This window comes from Streptomyces sp. CB09001 (assembly GCF_003369795.1).
Lineage (GTDB): Bacteria > Actinomycetota > Actinomycetes > Streptomycetales > Streptomycetaceae > Streptomyces.
In genome coordinates, this window is record NZ_CP026730.1 from 7,127,863 (window position 1) to 7,143,178 (window position 15,316).

At 74.6% G+C, this 15,316-nt stretch carries 14 protein-coding genes; 5 read left to right on the forward strand and 9 right to left on the reverse strand.

Annotation, left to right across the window (positions count from 1 at the left end):
• Window positions 1–42: 42 nt before the first annotated feature.
• Window positions 43–2,415, forward strand: coding sequence for a SpoIIE family protein phosphatase (locus C4J65_RS32725; protein WP_162833465.1), 2,373 nt, complete (start codon window positions 43–45; stop codon window positions 2,413–2,415).
• Window positions 2,416–2,447: 32 nt separating this feature from the next.
• Here the strand turns inward: C4J65_RS32725 and C4J65_RS32730 are convergent, their stop codons facing one another.
• Both C4J65_RS32730 and C4J65_RS32735 read right to left on the reverse strand, forming a co-directional pair.
• Entirely contained in the window at window positions 2,448–3,086 is a 639-nt protein-coding gene (locus C4J65_RS32730; RefSeq protein WP_115745684.1) for a DNA polymerase ligase N-terminal domain-containing protein, read from the reverse strand.
• Between the two features lie 57 nt (window positions 3,087–3,143).
• Window positions 3,144–3,974, reverse strand: coding sequence for an aldo/keto reductase (locus tag C4J65_RS32735; RefSeq protein ID WP_115745685.1), 831 nt, complete (start codon window positions 3,972–3,974; stop codon window positions 3,144–3,146).
• A gap of 112 nt (window positions 3,975–4,086) precedes the next feature.
• On the opposite strand from C4J65_RS32735, the gene C4J65_RS32740 reads away from it, so the two are divergent.
• Window positions 4,087–5,085 carry a TauD/TfdA family dioxygenase gene (locus C4J65_RS32740; RefSeq protein WP_115746752.1) on the forward strand — a complete coding sequence of 333 codons (999 nt, stop codon included), beginning with the start codon at window positions 4,087–4,089 and terminating at the stop codon, window positions 5,083–5,085.
• Window positions 5,086–5,120: 35 nt separating this feature from the next.
• Here the strand turns inward: C4J65_RS32740 and C4J65_RS32745 are convergent, their stop codons facing one another.
• The 3 genes from C4J65_RS32745 to C4J65_RS32755 all read right to left on the reverse strand — a co-directional run bounded on the left by C4J65_RS32745 (window position 5,121) and on the right by C4J65_RS32755 (window position 8,140).
• Entirely contained in the window at window positions 5,121–6,623 is a 1,503-nt protein-coding gene (locus C4J65_RS32745; protein WP_115745686.1) for a metallophosphoesterase, read from the reverse strand.
• Window positions 6,624–6,714: 91 nt separating this feature from the next.
• Window positions 6,715–7,470, reverse strand: a complete 756-nt coding sequence (locus C4J65_RS32750) for a dienelactone hydrolase family protein (RefSeq protein WP_115745687.1) — start codon at window positions 7,468–7,470, stop codon at window positions 6,715–6,717.
• A 49-nt stretch (window positions 7,471–7,519) separates the two neighbouring features.
• Complete coding sequence (locus C4J65_RS32755; RefSeq protein WP_162833466.1) at window positions 7,520–8,140, reverse strand: L-threonylcarbamoyladenylate synthase; 621 nt, start codon at window positions 8,138–8,140, stop codon at window positions 7,520–7,522.
• 146 nt (window positions 8,141–8,286) lie between these two features.
• Between C4J65_RS32755 and C4J65_RS32760 the strand changes: the two genes are divergently transcribed.
• Window positions 8,287–9,816: a helix-turn-helix domain-containing protein gene (locus C4J65_RS32760; RefSeq protein WP_115745688.1), complete on the forward strand. Its 1,530-nt coding sequence runs from the start codon at window positions 8,287–8,289 to the stop codon at window positions 9,814–9,816.
• A 154-nt stretch (window positions 9,817–9,970) separates the two neighbouring features.
• On the opposite strand, the gene C4J65_RS32765 is transcribed toward C4J65_RS32760, so the two are convergent.
• The 3 genes from C4J65_RS32765 to C4J65_RS32775 are packed head-to-tail and all read right to left on the reverse strand — an operon-like array spanning window position 9,971 to window position 12,564.
• Window positions 9,971–11,011, reverse strand: a complete 1,041-nt coding sequence (locus C4J65_RS32765; RefSeq protein WP_115745689.1) for an NAD(P)-dependent alcohol dehydrogenase — start codon at window positions 11,009–11,011, stop codon at window positions 9,971–9,973.
• A gap of 55 nt (window positions 11,012–11,066) precedes the next feature.
• Window positions 11,067–11,888 (reverse strand): SDR family NAD(P)-dependent oxidoreductase, encoded by an 822-nt coding sequence (locus C4J65_RS32770; protein WP_115745690.1) that lies wholly within the window; start codon window positions 11,886–11,888, stop codon window positions 11,067–11,069.
• Between the two features lie 10 nt (window positions 11,889–11,898).
• Window positions 11,899–12,564 (reverse strand): TetR/AcrR family transcriptional regulator, encoded by a 666-nt coding sequence (locus C4J65_RS32775; protein ID WP_162833467.1) that lies wholly within the window; start codon window positions 12,562–12,564, stop codon window positions 11,899–11,901.
• 144 nt (window positions 12,565–12,708) lie between these two features.
• Between C4J65_RS32775 and C4J65_RS32780 the strand changes: the two genes are divergently transcribed.
• Both C4J65_RS32780 and C4J65_RS32785 read left to right on the forward strand, forming a co-directional pair.
• Window positions 12,709–13,032, forward strand: a complete 324-nt coding sequence (locus C4J65_RS32780; RefSeq protein ID WP_003971778.1) for a hypothetical protein — start codon at window positions 12,709–12,711, stop codon at window positions 13,030–13,032.
• Window positions 13,033–13,118: 86 nt separating this feature from the next.
• Complete coding sequence (locus tag C4J65_RS32785) at window positions 13,119–13,886, forward strand: maleylpyruvate isomerase family mycothiol-dependent enzyme (protein WP_115745692.1); 768 nt, start codon at window positions 13,119–13,121, stop codon at window positions 13,884–13,886.
• A 33-nt stretch (window positions 13,887–13,919) separates the two neighbouring features.
• Here C4J65_RS32785 and C4J65_RS32790 read toward each other — a convergent pair whose 3' ends face one another.
• Window positions 13,920–15,245, reverse strand: coding sequence for an SLC13 family permease (locus tag C4J65_RS32790; protein ID WP_240330572.1), 1,326 nt, complete (start codon window positions 15,243–15,245; stop codon window positions 13,920–13,922).
• Between the last annotated feature and the right edge of the window lie 71 nt (window positions 15,246–15,316).

Genomic DNA, 15,316 nt, shown 5'->3' on the forward strand with positions numbered 1-15,316 from the left:
CCCCGGTTGATACCGCATCGTCCTGGGATGATCCTGGACGGCATGGAGGATTCCTCCGCCGCGATGACCGTCGACGCCCGCGGACTGGTGACGGGCTGGAGCGACGGTGCGCGGCGGCTCACCGGATACGCGGCCGAGGAGGTCGCAGGACGCCCCGCACGGGACCTGCTCGCGCGGGGTGTACCCACCAGCACCCTGTCCCGCGCGGACCCGGCCGGCACCGCGCTGTCCGGCACCGTCGTGGTCCGCCACCGGGACGGCCGCCCGGTGAGCCTCGCGCTGCGGGTCTGTCCCCTGCGGGGCGCCGACGGCGCGCCCGGCGGCTACCTGGCGACCGCCGAGGCTCCCGGCGGCCCGGCGCCCGCCCTGATCGACGACGCCGTACGGCAGGCCTCCCTGTCGATGTCCGTCCTCGACCCCGAGCTGCGCTTCGTGCACGTCAACGACACCGCGTGCCGGATGATGGGCAGGCCCGCGGAGGAACTGATCGGCCGCAGCCTGTCCGACACGCTGGCCGACTTCGAGGGCGACGCCCGGAGTTTCCTGCACCACCTGCGGGTGGCGGCCGACCGGGGGCGGCCCGTCCAGTACGAGAGCTACTCGCCCGCGCCCGCCGGTAACTGCCTGCACGCCTGGACGGTGGAGATCTGGCCGGTCCACGACGCCTCCGGCACGCTCACCGCCGTCGCCATGGCGGCGCTGGAGAGCACCGAGCAGCACCGGGCCCGGGAGCGGCTGGCCCTGCTGAACGCGGCCGGCGCGGTCGGCAGCACCCTCGACGTCGTCCGCACCGCGGAGGAACTGGTCGGGCTCCTCGTACCCCGGTTCGCCGGTTTCGCCAGCGTCGACCTGCTCGACTGGGTGCTCGGCACCGACGAACCCCTCGCCGTGCCGCCCGGGACCGGCGCACTGCGCCGGGTGGCCCACGCCTCCGCCACCGAGGGCTTCCCCACCCCCGCCGTGCACCTCGGCGGGCAGGAGGTCCACCCGTCCGACAGCCCGCCCGCCCGGGCGGTGCGCGAGGGCCGCGTCGTCCTCAGCGGCCCCGGCGACCCGGACTTCGACCGGTGGATGCGGACCCGCGAGGCCGATGCCCCGCACAACCGCCCGTTCCGCGAAGCGGTCTGCTCGACCCTGTCCGTCCCCCTGCGCGCCCGCGGCACCACGCTGGGTGTCGCGCTGGCCGCCCGGACCGTGCCCCGGGAGCCGTACGCCGCGGAGGACGCCGTACTGGCCGAGGAGCTCGTCTCCCGGGCCGCCGTGTCCGTGGACAACGCCCGCCGCTTCGCGCGCGAGCGCTCCACGGCCCTGGCGATCCAGCACAGCCTGCTGCCCAGGGACCTGCCCGGTCAGGCCGCGGTCGAGGTGGCCCACCGCTACCTCCCCTCCGCGTCGGCGGCGGGCATCGGCGGCGACTGGTTCGACGTCATCCCGCTCTCCGGCACCCGTGTCGGCCTCGTCGTCGGCGACGTCGTGGGCCACGGCATCCCGTCCACGGCGACCATGGGCCGCCTGTGCACGGCCGTACGCACCCTCGCCGACGTCGATCTGCCCCCCGACGAGCTCCTCACCCACCTCGACGACCTCGTCGCCCACCTGGCGGCCGGCGGCGCGAACGACGGCGGCGGCGCGGAGGTCGCGGAACTGGGCGCCACCTGCCTGTACGCCGTGTACGACCCCGTCTCCCGGCGACTGGCCCTGGCGGCCGCCGGTCACCCCGCCCCCGCCCTCCTCCTCCCCGACGGAACCACCCGCCTGGTCGCCATGAGTGCCGGGCCGCCGCTCGGCGTCGGTGGACTGCCCTTCGAGGCGACGGAGCTGGAGGTGCCGGAGGGCTCCGTCGTCGCTCTCTACACCGACGGACTGGTGGAGGACCGGGACCGCGACGTCGACCACGCCATCACGGAACTGCGCCGGGCCCTGGCCGCGCCCGCCACCTCTCTCGAAGCGCTGTGCGACGGCGTCCTCAAGGCGGTGCTGCCCGAGGAGCCCGGCGACGACGTCGCCCTGCTGCTGGCCCGCACCCGGGCGCTGGGCGAGGACCGGGTGCGCACCTGGGACGTCCCGCCGGACCCCTCCGGAGTGGCGGCCACCAGGCGGTCCGTCGGTGAACAGCTGACGGCCTGGGGGCTGGACGAGACGGCCTTCGTCACCGAACTCGTCGTCAGCGAACTGGTCACCAACGCGATCCGGTACGGCGAGCCGCCCATCCAGTTGCGTCTCATCCGCCACACCGCCCTCATCTGCGAGGTGTCCGACGCCAGCTCCACCTCGCCCCACCTGCGCCGTGCCCACGCCTTCGACGAGGGCGGCCGGGGCCTGCTCCTGGTCGCCCAGCTCACCCAGCGCTGGGGCAGCCGCCAGACGGACACCGGCAAGACCATCTGGGCCGAACAGCCCCTGCCCCCGGAGTGAGCCGGGCGCACGGCCCCTGGTCCGGCCCGCCCCTACTCCTCGCCGTCCTCGGCGGCCACCCGCGCCAGCGTGCGGCCGGTGCGCGCGGACCGGGCCCGCCGGGGATCGGGGGTGCGTTGCCCGCGCCCGCCGCCGGCCGTCTTCACCAGCAGCCACGCCGGGTCCGCACCGGCGCCGCCGTCGGGGCCGGTGCGGACCCGGGTCAGCGCGTACTCGCCGCGCAGCTTGGCGCCGTGCAGCCGGAACCGGGCGTGCCCGTGCGCGAGCGACTCGGCGAAGTCGACCGGCCGTCCCCGCCGGTCGTGGCTCAGCGGCTCGTAGGTGCCGTGGTCCCACACGATGACCGTGCCGCCCCCGTACTCACCCGCCGGGATCACGCCCTCGAACTCCTCGTACTCCAGCGGATGGTCCTCCGTCGGCACCGCGAGCCGCTTGTCGCTCGGGTCCGCCGACGGCCCCTTCGGCACGGACCAGGACTTCAGCACGCCGGCCACCTGCAGGCGGAAGTCGAAGTGCAGGGTGCTCGCGTCGTGGATCTGCACGACGAAGCGCGGTGCGCCCTCGCCGGGGGCTCCGCCCTCGCCGGGTGCCCCACGTCCCGCGGGCTCCCCGGTCCGGCCGAAGTCCCGTTTGCCGTGGTAGTCCCGCAGTCCGTCGCCCTCGCCGTCCACCTGCCGCTCCTTCCGGGGAGATCGGCGATCCTCGCCGACCCGGACCGGGTACCCCGCTCAGAACTCCTCGTGCACCTCCGGGTCGCCGCCGATCCGCCGGTGGACGCGGTCCGCCACCGCGCGCATCTGCTCGGCGTCCAGTTCGAAGCCGAAGACGTCCAGGTTCGCCCGCTGCCGTGCCGGGTCGGCGGACTTCGGGATCGGCACCGCGCCCAGCTGGGTGTGCCAGCGCAGTACGGCCTGGGCGGGCGTCACACCGTGCGCCGCGGCGACCGCGGCGACGGCGGGGTCGTCCAGCAGGTCGCTGCCCCGGCCCAGCGGGCTCCAGCTCTCGGTGCGGATGCCCTTGCGTTCGTGGTAGGCGCGCAGCTCGTCCTGCGGGAGGAGCGGGTGCAGCTCGATCTGGTTGACGGACGGCAGGACGCCGGTCTCCTTCTCCAGCCGCTCGATGTGCTCCGCCGTGAAGTTGGAGACGCCCACCGAACGTACGAGGCCGTCCTCGCGCAGCTTGACCATGGCCTTCCAGGAGTCGACGTACTTGTCCACGCGCGGCAGCGGCCAGTGGATCAGGTACAGGTCGACGTACTCCAGACCGAGACGGGCGCGGGACTCCTCGAAGGAGGCGAGCGTCTCCTCGTAGCCGTGGTGCCTGCCGGGCAGTTTGGTCGTCACGACGATCTCCTCGCGCGGGAGACCGGCGGAGGCGACCCCGCGGCCGACGCCGGTCTCGTTGCGGTAGTTCGTCGCGGTGTCGATCAGGCGGTACCCCGTCTCCAGGGCCGCGCGGACCGCCCGTTCGGCCTCCTCGTCCTTCATCGGCCAGGTGCCCAGACCCAGGGCGGGGAGGGCGGTGCCGTCGTTGAGCGTGTACACGGGAATGCTGATCACCGTGGGACCTTCCCTCGACTGTGTGCGGCGGTGTGCCGCCCGTCCAGCCTCGCCCAGGGAAGGACCGGTGATCAACCGGACGGCGCGGCGGAGGCTCTGCCACGATCTCCGCATGACGACGGACAGCGCGAAGGACACGGCGACGGACAGGACGACGGACGGGACGACGGACAGGACGACGGGAATCGAGGTGGCACCGGTCGCCGGGCACATCGGCGCCGAGATCCGCGGCGTCGACCTGGCGGCGGGCCTCGGCGCCGCTCAGGTCGCCGCGGTGCGCGCGGCGGTGCTGCGCTGGAAGGTGGTGTTCTTCCGCGACCAGCGCCTCGACCACGCCGGGCACGTCGCGTTCGCCCGTCTCTTCGGCGAGCCCGTCGTCCTGCCGCGGCGCGGCAAGGCGTCGCCGTCCGGCTTCCCGGAGATCGAGACCACCGCCGACCGGCTGGAACTGGGCGGACGCTTCGGGATGGAGCACGACGAGTGGCTGTGGCGCCGGCGCCACACGCTGCTGCGCGGCTGGCACTGCGACCACGGCGCCCGCGTCGACCCGCCGGCCGCGACCATCCTGCGCGCCGAGACGGTACCGCCCTACGGCGGCGACACCACCTGGGCGAACCTCACCGCCGCCTACGCCGGACTCTCCGCCCCGCTGCGCGCCTTCGCCGACACCCTGCGCGCCGAACACCGGCTCGGCGTCGGCTACCAGCCCCGGCCCGGCGACGACGCCTACGTCCGGCACCTCCTCGGCCACCAGACCGCCACGGTGCACCCGCTGGTCCGGGTCCACCCGGAGACGGGGGAGCGGGTGCTGTTCGTCAACGGCTACTACGTCGAGCAGATCGCCGGGCTCTCCCGCCCCGAGAGCGCGGCGATCCTGGACCTCCTCCTGGAGCAGGCCACCCGCCCCGAGTACACCGTCCGCTTCCGCTGGGAGCCCGGCAGCGTCGCCTTCTGGGACAACCGCGCCACCATCCACCTCGCCCCCGGCGACCACGCCCACCTCGACCACCCCCGGACCATGCACCGGGTGATGCTCACCGGCGACGTGCCGGTGGGCGTCGACGGCACCCCGTCGGAGCCGGTCGTCGGCAGCGAGGCGGGCCGCTGGTGAGACGCCCCCCGGGGGGGAGGCGGGCCGGGTGACGGTCACCCGAGCGGGATCGTCACCTCGTCCTCGACCGGCGGGTCCATCTCCTGGGCCCGGTTGCCCGTGGCGGCGTAGCAGCGCAGCCTGACCGCCTCCGGTGTCACGTCCAGGCGCAGAAAGCACTTGAAGAAGGGCGGGCTGTACGTCGCCGACCCCGGCGAGAACACCGATGTGTAGATCTTGCGCACGGGCAGCCGGAACCGCTTGCGGCGTTCGGGCCGGCGCGCGGTGCCGAGCAGCCCGGCCACGATCCGGGTGCGCCGGGTGATCCGGGCGCCGTCGCCCGGTGCGCGGCCGGTGCGGATGCCGAGGCGTTCCGCGATCACCGCCGTCGCCTCGGCCTCCGTGAGGGTGAACAGGCGCCGCATCCGCAGCCGGCGGCCGTACAGCGCGCTGTAGAAGGCGAGCGAGTCGCCGCGCAGCGGATAGGAGCGGAAGTCGTCCTCGGTGACACCGGCCACCGAGACGCGCGGGATGGTGTGCGTGGCGTGCATGAACGCACCCCCGCCGCCGGCCACGACGTACTGCACGGTGCGGCCGTCCACGTCGACCGGGTAGCGCTGGTAGTTGTGGATGTCGCCGCCGATCGCCGCGACGTAGTGGTGGGCCGGATCGCGCACGAGGTCGTCGACCGTGCCGCCGCCCTCGATCTCGCAGGGGTGGTACTCGCCGTCCACGTACAGCGGCGAGCCGGTGACCAGGATCTTCGGCCGGTCTCCCGCCGACACCTCGCGCAGCCAGGCGCCCTGCTCGGCGTCGAGGGTGCCCAGCAGCCCCGTGTCGATGCCGACGATCCGGACCGGACCGGCGTCGACGGCCCAGTACGGGCCCGGCTGGGTGGCCCGCTGGGCGGGTGCGGGACGCTGTGTGCGCGCCTCGTCCAGGCGGGCGCCGTCGTCCGGGCGCGGGCGGTGCCACAACAGCGACCGCAGCCACGCGGGGGTGAGGGGGCGCGGCGCGGGTTCCGGCGGCAGCGGCGGGGCGTCGTCGCAGAAGACCCGCATGAAGGCGCCGAGGTCCTCGTACCAGTCGTGGTTGCCCGGTATCGCGTAGATGGGCGCCGGGTAGTCGCCGTACGGGCGGAAGAACTTCGTGCCGTAGTCGTCGGCACTGCCCACCGGGTAGATCACGTCGCTCGCGAGGACCGCGAACCGGGTGTCCCGGCCCGCCTCCAACAGCCCGGGCACGACGGCGTACTGGGGATCGCCGCCCTCGCCGGTGTCGCCGAGGACCAGGAAGGAGAACCGGTCGGGGTCGTCCCGGCGGATCACCTTGTCGGCCGGTGCACCGGCCGCCGCCCGCTGCGCCACCCAGCGGGAACGGGTGCGGCCCGTGGGGTCCCCGAACCAGGAGGCCAGCACGCCGTTGCGGGCGGCCCACAGCGTTCTCGGGCTCAGCCAGGACAGCTTCTCGGTGCGCCCCGGCATGAGCGCTCGGTAGGCGCCGGGCTCGGCGGAGCCCCAGCCGGCGCCTTCGGCGGAATCGCGTGAGGAGTTGGACACCCGGGCACGGTAACAACGCCCGCACCCGGGGCCGGACGGGGGGAGGCGCGCCAACTCCCGCCCAGGACGGGCCGTTTCGGGTCGTCCGGGGTCAGAACGTCCGCTTCAGGAGGTCGAGCAGGGCCGCCCAGTGCCGCTCGGTCGCCTCCGCGTCGTACGCCGCCGTGTCGGCCTGCGTGAAGCCGTGGTGGGCGCCGGCGTAGACCTCGCACCGGTGCCGCACGCCGGCCGCCGTCAGGGCCGCGGCCAGGCGCTCCTGCTGCCCGGCGTCCATGCCCGGGTCCTGGTCCGCGTGGGCGAAGTACGCCTCGGCGGTGATGTCCCCGGCCACCAGGTGCGGACTGTGCGGCCCGTCCGTCGCCAGGTTCGCGCCGTGGAACCCGGCGACCGCGGCGACCCGGTCCGGATACGTCCCCGCGGTGCGCAGGGCGAGCCCGGCGCCCATGCAGTAGCCGACGAGCGCGACCGGGCCGTCGGCCGCCTCCGGACGGTCGGCCAGCAGGCGCAGGTAGGCGCCCGCGTCCCGCATCGCCAGGTCCGGGGTCAGCGACCGCATGACCGGGCCGAGCCGCTCGAAGATCTCCGGCCGCGCCCGCGGGTCGATGAACTCGGGCAGCTCCACGACGGGAGTCCGTCCACTGCGGTAGAACACGTTCGGAACCAGGACGGTGTATCCGGCACCGGCCAGCCGGTCGGCCATCGACCGCAGGCTCGGACGCAGCCCGAAGGCGTCCATGAACAGCAGGACCGCGGGATGCGGTCCCTCCTCGGCCGGACGGGTCAGGTAGGCGTCGGCGGTGCCGTCGCCGGTGGGGATGCCGACGGCGGTTCCGGCTGTGGCGGTCATGCTGTGGTCTGCCTCTCTCTGTTCTTGCGGTCGGACGGCGGGCGCTTCGCTACTCGAACCGGGCCGTGTCGCCCGCGCCGTGCCGCACGATCTCCGCCTCGCCGCCGGAGAAGTCGACGACCGTGGTCGGCTCGGTGCCGCAGTCCCCGGAGTCGACGACCGCGTCCAGCACGTGGTCCAGCCGGTCCTTGATCTCCCAGCCCTGCGTCATCGGCTCCGCCTCGTCGGGCAGCAACAGCGTGCTGGACAGCAGCGGTTCACCGAGCTCGGCGAGCAGGGCCTGGGTGACGACGTGGTCGGGGATGCGCACACCCACGGTCTTCTTCTTGGGGTGCTGGAGCGCGCGCGGCACCTCCCGCGTCGCCGGCAGGATGAAGGTGTACTTGCCCGGGGTCGACGCCTTGATCGCCCGGAACACGTCGTTGTCGATCTGCACGAACTGCCCGAGCTGCGCGAAGTCCTGGCAGACGAGGGTGAAGTGGTGCCGGTTGTCCAGGTGCCGGATCGACCGGATGCGGTCGATCCCGTCGCGGCTGCCCAGTCGGCAGCCCAGCGCGTAGCAGGAGTCCGTCGGATACGCGATCAGCGCACCGGCGCGGACGCTGTCGGCGACCTGGGCGATGCTGCGCGGCTGGGGGTTGTCGGGGTGCACGTCGAAGTACTTCGCCATTCACCGAGCTTATGCCCGCTCGCCCGCCCCGCCCGACAGGCCCGGCGCGGCCTGCCCGCCGACGCCGGAAGGGTTCCGCGGACAGAGCCATGAGGTAACGTCCCCGACCTGGGCCGGGGACGAGGCGAGACGAGGAGAAGGCCGACGTGGCGGGCCGAGAGGACGGCGGACGGCAGCGGACATCCGGGGCCGGTGAGCACACGGGATGGGCGCAGGAACTGCTCGAGCACCTGCGGCCGGCCGGCCGCGACCTGAACCGGGTGGTGGCCTGGCTCGCGGGCATCGCGCGGGCGACCGTCTCGCTGCAGGACGACACCGGCCGGCTGCTGGCCGGCACCCGCGTCCCGCTGGACGAGGTCCTGGCCGCGGACGTCACCTCGGGCCGGATCGCGTCCGCCGCACTGGAGGACCGGGGCCGCCATCTGCGGCTGGTGCGCGTGGAGCGGTCCCGTCCGGCACCGGCCGCGGTGCTCGCGGTGGCCCGCGAGGAGCCCTTCGACCGGCGCGTCTCCGACATCGTCACGCACTCCGCCCAGGTGCTGGAGCTGCTGCTGGCCGGCCACGAGTCGACCGCGGCCGGACACCGGCTGCGACGGGCCACCTCCGACCTGCGCCTGGCCATCCTGCAACTGCTGATGGTGGAGGACACCGTCTCCGCCCGCCGCGTCGCCGCCGGACTCTGGCCCGGCCTCCTCGACACCGACACGGCGTGCGTGTACGTCGTGGAGAGCAGCCCCGCCGAACGGGACCGCCTCGCCGAGGAGTGCCTCTCGGCGACGGGGGAACGGGCGCTGGTCGTGCGGTGCCCGGCGGTCGACGGACACGTCATCGTGCTCGCCCCGCGCGACACGGCCGGGCAGGAGCTGCGCACGCTCGTCGGCCGCCGCCCCGGCGTGTTCGTCGGCGGCAGCACCCGGCAGGGCCTCGCCCGCACCGCGGCCGCCTACGGTCAGGCCGTCAGCGCCCTGGCCGTGGCCCGGTTCCGCCCGGAGAAGGCGGCCCTGTACGCCGAGCGGACCCGCCCCGAGCGGCTGATGGACCCGGCGGCGCTGCACCACTGGACGGCCGACGTGCTGAGCCCCCTCGACAGCCTGGCGCACCACACGCGCGCCGAACTGATCGCCACCACCCGGCTCGGCCTGGAGTTCACCGCCGTCAACACGGCGAAGGTCCTCGGAGTCAGCCGCAACACGGTCCGCGCCCGAATGGACCGCGTCGAGTCACTGCTGCGCACGGACTTCGCCGACCTGACCGTCCGGGCCGCCGTCCACCTGGCCCTGAACGCCCAGGTGGGCCTGGCCGAACCCCCGCCGGGCGCCGGCGCACGGGCCGGTGCCGCCCGGCTCACCGACCTGCTGTCCGGGCCCGCGCTGCGCGCCTGGGCCGTCGACCTGCTCGGCCGCCTCGACCCGGACGGCCGGGACCTGCGGCGCACGCTGCGCACCTGGATCGCCGCGGGCGGCAACGCCGAGCGTGCCGCCCACAAGCTCGGCATGCACGCGCAGACCGTCCGCGAGCACGTCCGCAGCGCCGAGCCCGTCCTCGAACGCCAGCTGCTCGCCGCGGGCAGTGACCTGTACGAGGTCGTGCTGGCCCACCTGGTGGCCGGTGACCTCGGCCAGCCGCTCCTGCACGGGACGAAACCGGGCCATCCGGACTCACCTGTGCACGAGTGAGTGCTCCGGGCCCGGCAGCGGGCACCGGCACGATTCACAACGGCGGACCCGTCCACGTAGGTTCGACGGCACGGGGGCACGACCGGAACGGGGGACCGGTCGCGCCCCCCGTCCGCCCCGGCGGATCGTGCCGCGGCCGCGGGGTCCGGCCCGGTCAGCCGTGCGGCAGGATCACTGCGCGGCCGTTGACCCTGCCCTCGTGCAGCCGCTCGTAGGCGAGCGGGGCGTCGTCCAGGGAGTACGTCTCGGTGTGCACCGACACGGCACCGGAGCGGGCCAGGTTCAGCACCTCGATCAGCTCGCCGCGGCTGCCCCAGTAGGGGGCGTTGACCGACACCTCGAACGGCAGCATGCCGAAGCCGACCGGCAGCGATCCGCCGCCGATGCCGACCAGGGTGACGTCGCCCTCGACGGCCGCGACGGCACCGGCGGTCTTCACGGTGGGCGCCACACCGACGAAGTCGAACACGGCCTCGGCGCCGAGACCGCCGGTGATCTCGCGCACCGTGTCCGCGGCCTTCGCGTCCGAGAGCACCGCCTCGTGCGCGCCCACCGCACGGGCGAGGCGCAGCTTCTCCTCGCTGACGTCCAGGGCGACCACCCGGGCCGACGTCAGGGCGCGCAGCAGCTGGATGGCGACATGGCCGAGACCACCGGTGCCGATGACCACCGCCGTCGAGCCGGGGACCAGCTTGGGCAGCGACCGCTTGATCGCGTGGTACGGCGTCAGTCCGGCGTCGGTGAGCGGCACCGCCGCGACCGGGTCGAGCCCGTCCAGCGGGACCAGGTGCCGCGGGTCGTCGACGAGCAGGTACTCGGCCATGGACCCCGGGCGGCCGAGCCCCGGCGGGCGGATGCCCAGCTCGTCGGCGCGCAGGCAGTAGTTCTCCTTGCCCTCCGCGCACTTGGCGCAGGTGCCGCAGCCCCAGGGCCCGTACACGGCGACCGCGTCGCCCTCGGCGAGCCCCGTCACCCCGGCGCCGAGGGCGGCGACGGTGCCGACGCCCTCGTGGCCGAGGGTGAGCGGCAGCTCGTACGGGAAGCCCTCGGCGGGCCAGCTCATCACCGCGATGTCGGAGTGGCAGACTCCGGCCGCGGTCACCCTCAACAGGACCTGGCCGGGGCCCGGTTCCGGGTCCGGGACCGTGACGACCTCGGGCGGGGCACCGATGGTGCGGTACTGCAGTGCCTTCATGATCGAACTCCTTTGTTCTCTTCCCCCCGACTTCCCCCGGACTGGTGAGTGCCGGTCAGACGGCGGTGTAGGCGCCGTCGACCAGGTGATAGCTGCCCGCGACGAAGGACGCGCGGTCGGACAGCAGGAAGGCGATCAGTTCCGCGACCTCCTCGGCCCGCCCGAGGCGGCCGGCCGGGTGCAGGGCGACCAGGCCGTTGTAGGCGGCCTCGTCCATGGTCTTCAGCAGCGGGGTGTCGATGAAGCCCGGACCGACCGCGTTGATCCGGATGCCCCGGGCGGCGTACTCGGCGGCCGCCGCCTTGGTCAGCCCGACCACGCCGTGCTTGGCGGCGACGTAGGCGGGGGAACCGGCGAAGCCGACCGAGCCGAGGATGGAGGCGACGTTCACGACGGAGCCGCCCTTGCCGGCCGCCTCGATGGCGGGCAGCTCGTAGCGCATCGAGTAGAAGACGCCGTCGAGGTTGGTGCGGACGACGCGCTGGTAGGCCTCCACGTCGTACTCGCCGGTCGGGGCGCTGGGGCCGCCGATGCCGGCGTTGTTGACGGCGAGGTCCAGCGAGCCGTACGTGTCGACGGCGAACCCGACGGCCGCCTCGACGGACTCCGGACGGGTGACGTCCAGCTCGACCGCGGCGGCTTCGACGCCCTCGGCCCGCAGCTCGGCGGCGGCCTTCTCGGCGCCCTCGGCGTTGTAGTCGGCGACGACGACCCGGGCGCCGCCGGCGCCGAGCCGACGGGCGGTGGCCAGGCCGATGCCGGAGGCGGCGCCGGTGACGAGGGCGGTCCGTCCGCCGAACTCGGTCGCGTGGTCGGGGGCGGATGCGGTGGGTGCGGTGGCGGGGGTGGTGCCTGTGGTGCTGCCGGTGGTGCTCATGGTGCTGTTCTCACTCTTCGGTGGTGCTTTCGGGGGTCGCGGCCGCGGCCTCCGAGGTCAGGGCGTCGTAGGCCTGCTCCACGAGGGCGGCGAGGTCTGCGGCTGCCGAGTCCCCCTCACCGCCGCGCGCCCACAGGCGCAGGGCGGCGATCAGGACCCCGGCGGCGGCGTCCACGACGGCGGCCGGGCGCACGTCCCGGACGTCGTCGCTGCCGAGCCGGGCGGCGACGATGCGGATCGACTCCTCCTGGGCGTCGACCCGGATGCGCTGGTAGGCGGCGAACAGCTCGGGCTCGGTGTCGGCCAGGGCCAGCAGGCGGCGCATCCGCGGACGCACGTGCCAGGCCGGGTCCTCCCGGTCCGCCAGCCACTCCCGTACGGCCCTGCGATAGGCCAGCAGGGGCGGCTCCTCGGCGGGGCGGGACCGCAACAGCGCGTTGATCCGGTCGCCGTCCCGGCGGACGAAGTCGAGCGCCGCGTCCTCCTTGCCGGCGAAGTGCCTGCTGAACGTGCGGCGCGTGACGTCCGCGCGCTCGGCGATCGCCTCCACCGTGGTCGCCGCCGACCCGCGCTCCAGGATCAGGTCGCAGGCGGCGGTGGCCAGCGCGTCGCGGGTCTGCCGCGCCTTGCGCTGCCGCCGGTCCTCGGTGGCGGGGGAGGGCTTCGTTGCCGTCATGCCTCCGAGCCTACACCTGGAAATGTCCCAATGGGACATGTGACCCGTTGGGACATTACTGTCCGGGACGCCACTGCCGCCGACCCGGTGAAAAGCGCCCGGTGTGCCGATCGAAGAGCCCCGGTGCGGGGGAGCAGTGGGACTATGACCAGTTCAGCGTTTCATCGCACCATCGTTCTGCCCGCCCCCGTGTGCCGGCAGGCCGCACAGCACCTCGAGCAGGCGGTGCACAAGGCCATCGACGGTGCCGCCACACCGTGGCGCGCCTTCCGCGGGGCCGACGGCGACGACTTCGCCTTCTCCGTCCCGGTCGTCGAGCAGGCCGCGGGCTGCCTGCTGGTGCTGGCCGCCGAGAGCGCCCAGAGCCTGCGGCCCTCCGCGCTGCGCGCCCTGATCTCCGTCGCGCTGCACCTGCGGGACGCCGCCGAAGCGGTCCGGCGGCCGGCGGTCCCCAGCCCGGCGTGGTGAGCGCGGGCCGTGCCCGGGGGCGTGGGGCAGCCGGAGGCGTGGAAAACACCGTGCCCCGGTCCTGAACATGTGTTTGGCTCGGCGGCATGGAGTTCCCCCGCTTCCTCGACTGCCTCGCCACCGACCACGACCGGCTGCGGGGCGTCGTCGAGACCGGCCCCGACGCCCCGGTGCCCACCTGCCCCGGCTGGACCGTCGCCGATCTCACCCGTCATGTCGGCGAGGTCTACCTGCACAAGGCAGCCGCCATGCGCGACGGCGCCGAGCCCGAGCCGTGGCCGCCCAAGGAGTTCGCCGACGAGGCACCGACGGCGCTGCTCGACCGGGGCTACACCGCGCTGCGCGCCGAGTTCGCCGCCCGCGCCCCCGAGGACCCGGCCGGCACCTGGTACGGGCCCGATCAGAGCGTCGGCTTCTGGATCCGGCGGATGGCGCAGGAGACCGTCGTCCACCGCATCGACGCCGAACTCGCCACCGGACGGCCCGTCACCGCCGTACCGGACGACCTCGCCCTGGACGGCGTCGACGAACTGCTGAAGGTCTTCGCCGCGTACTCGGTGGCGGAGTGGGGCGACTACTTCACCGAGATCCTGGACGGCTCGCCGGGGCGCACGTTCCTGGTGCGGGCCGGGGACGACGCGGCCTGGCGGGTGCGGACCGGGCCGGGCGAGTTCACCGTCACGGACGGCGCGGGCGACGGCACGGCCGACGCGACGCTGAGCGGCTCCCCGGAGAGCGTGCTGCGGTCGCTGTGGAACCGGGCGGGTGCCGACGGGGGTGCCGGTGTGGCGGTCGAGGGCGATCCCCTGGCCGTGGCGGAACTCAGGCGCTGCATCGTCGTGGCCACCGAGTGAGCGCACGTCCGGCGGGCGGCGGCGCCGCGGGCGTCAGGCGCCGACGAGGCGCACCGCTCCCCACAGGGCCACCGTCGACGAGGCGACCGTGGCCGGCACGGTGAGCAGTCCCAGCGCGGTGAACCGGCCCAGCTCCACCTCGACGCCGTACCGGTGCAGGATGCGCCGCCACAGCAGGGTCGCCAGCGAACCGACGTAGGTCAGGTTGGGGCCCAGGTTCACCCCGATCAGCACGGCGAGGACCTGGGCCGGACCGGCGGGCGCGGCCAGCGGGAGCAGAGCGAGTACGGCGGGCAGGTTGTTGACGACGTTGGCCAGCACCGCGGCGACCGCCGCCACCCCGAGCAGCGCCGGCAGCGAGTCCCCGTCCGGCAGCAGCCGCCCGAGCCCGCTCGCCGACGCGCCCGCCAGCACCCCCTCCACCACGATGCCGAGGGCGAGTACGAACAGGCAGAACAGCGGCGCGGCGGCGCCCACCGTCTCCCGGGGCGTGACATGGCGGCGGGCCAGCGCCCGTACCCCGAGCACCAGCACGCCGCCGAGCGCGGCCCAGGCGGGGTCCACCCCGGCCGGCGAGGCCACCGCGAACCCGGCCAGGGTCAGGGCCACGACGACCACGGTGAAACGGGGCACGGCGGGCGCGGGCGGCGCGGACGCCACGCTCGGCCCGGCACCGGGGGCGCCGCCCGCGGCCTTCGCGGGGGCGGGTCCGGTGGCTCCGGGAGCGACGGACACGGTGCCGACGCGTGCGGGGGCCGCGGACACCGGCTCGGCCAGGTCCGCGCGGAAGAAGCGGCGGAACACCGCGTACTCGACGGCGATCGCGGCCAGCCAGGGCAGCGCCATCAGCACGGCGAACCGGGTGAAGGACAGCCCGCTGGCCGCGAAGGCCAGCAGGTTGGTCAGGTTGGAGACCGGCAGGAGCAGCGAGGCGGAGTTCGCCAGATGCGCGGTCGCGTACACGTGCGGGCGGGCCCGCGCACCGGCCCGCGAAGCGGTGGCCAGGACCACGGGGGTGAGCAGTACGGCGGTGGCGTCCAGACTGAGCACCGCCGTGACCGCGCAGGCCACCGCGAAGACTCCGGTCATGAGCCGCCGCGGACTGCCGCCGCACCGGCGGGCCAAGGCCGCGCCGACGGCCTCGAACAGGCCCTCCTTGGCACACAGGTACGCCAGCATCAGCACGAGTGCGAGGAAGGCGACGACCGGCAGCAGCGTACGGGTCTGCTCCCACGCCCGGTGCGGGGAAACCATGCCCAGCGCCACGACCAGCACCGCGGCGGGCACGGCGGCCACCGCCTCCGGCAGCCCCCGGGGGCGCAGCACGGCGAAGGCCAGGACGCCCAGCAGCAGGACCACGGGGACGGCCTCGGAGAGGACGGTGTTGCTCAGGACTGCTCCTCCACACCGGTGGGCCGGTCGGGACCCCG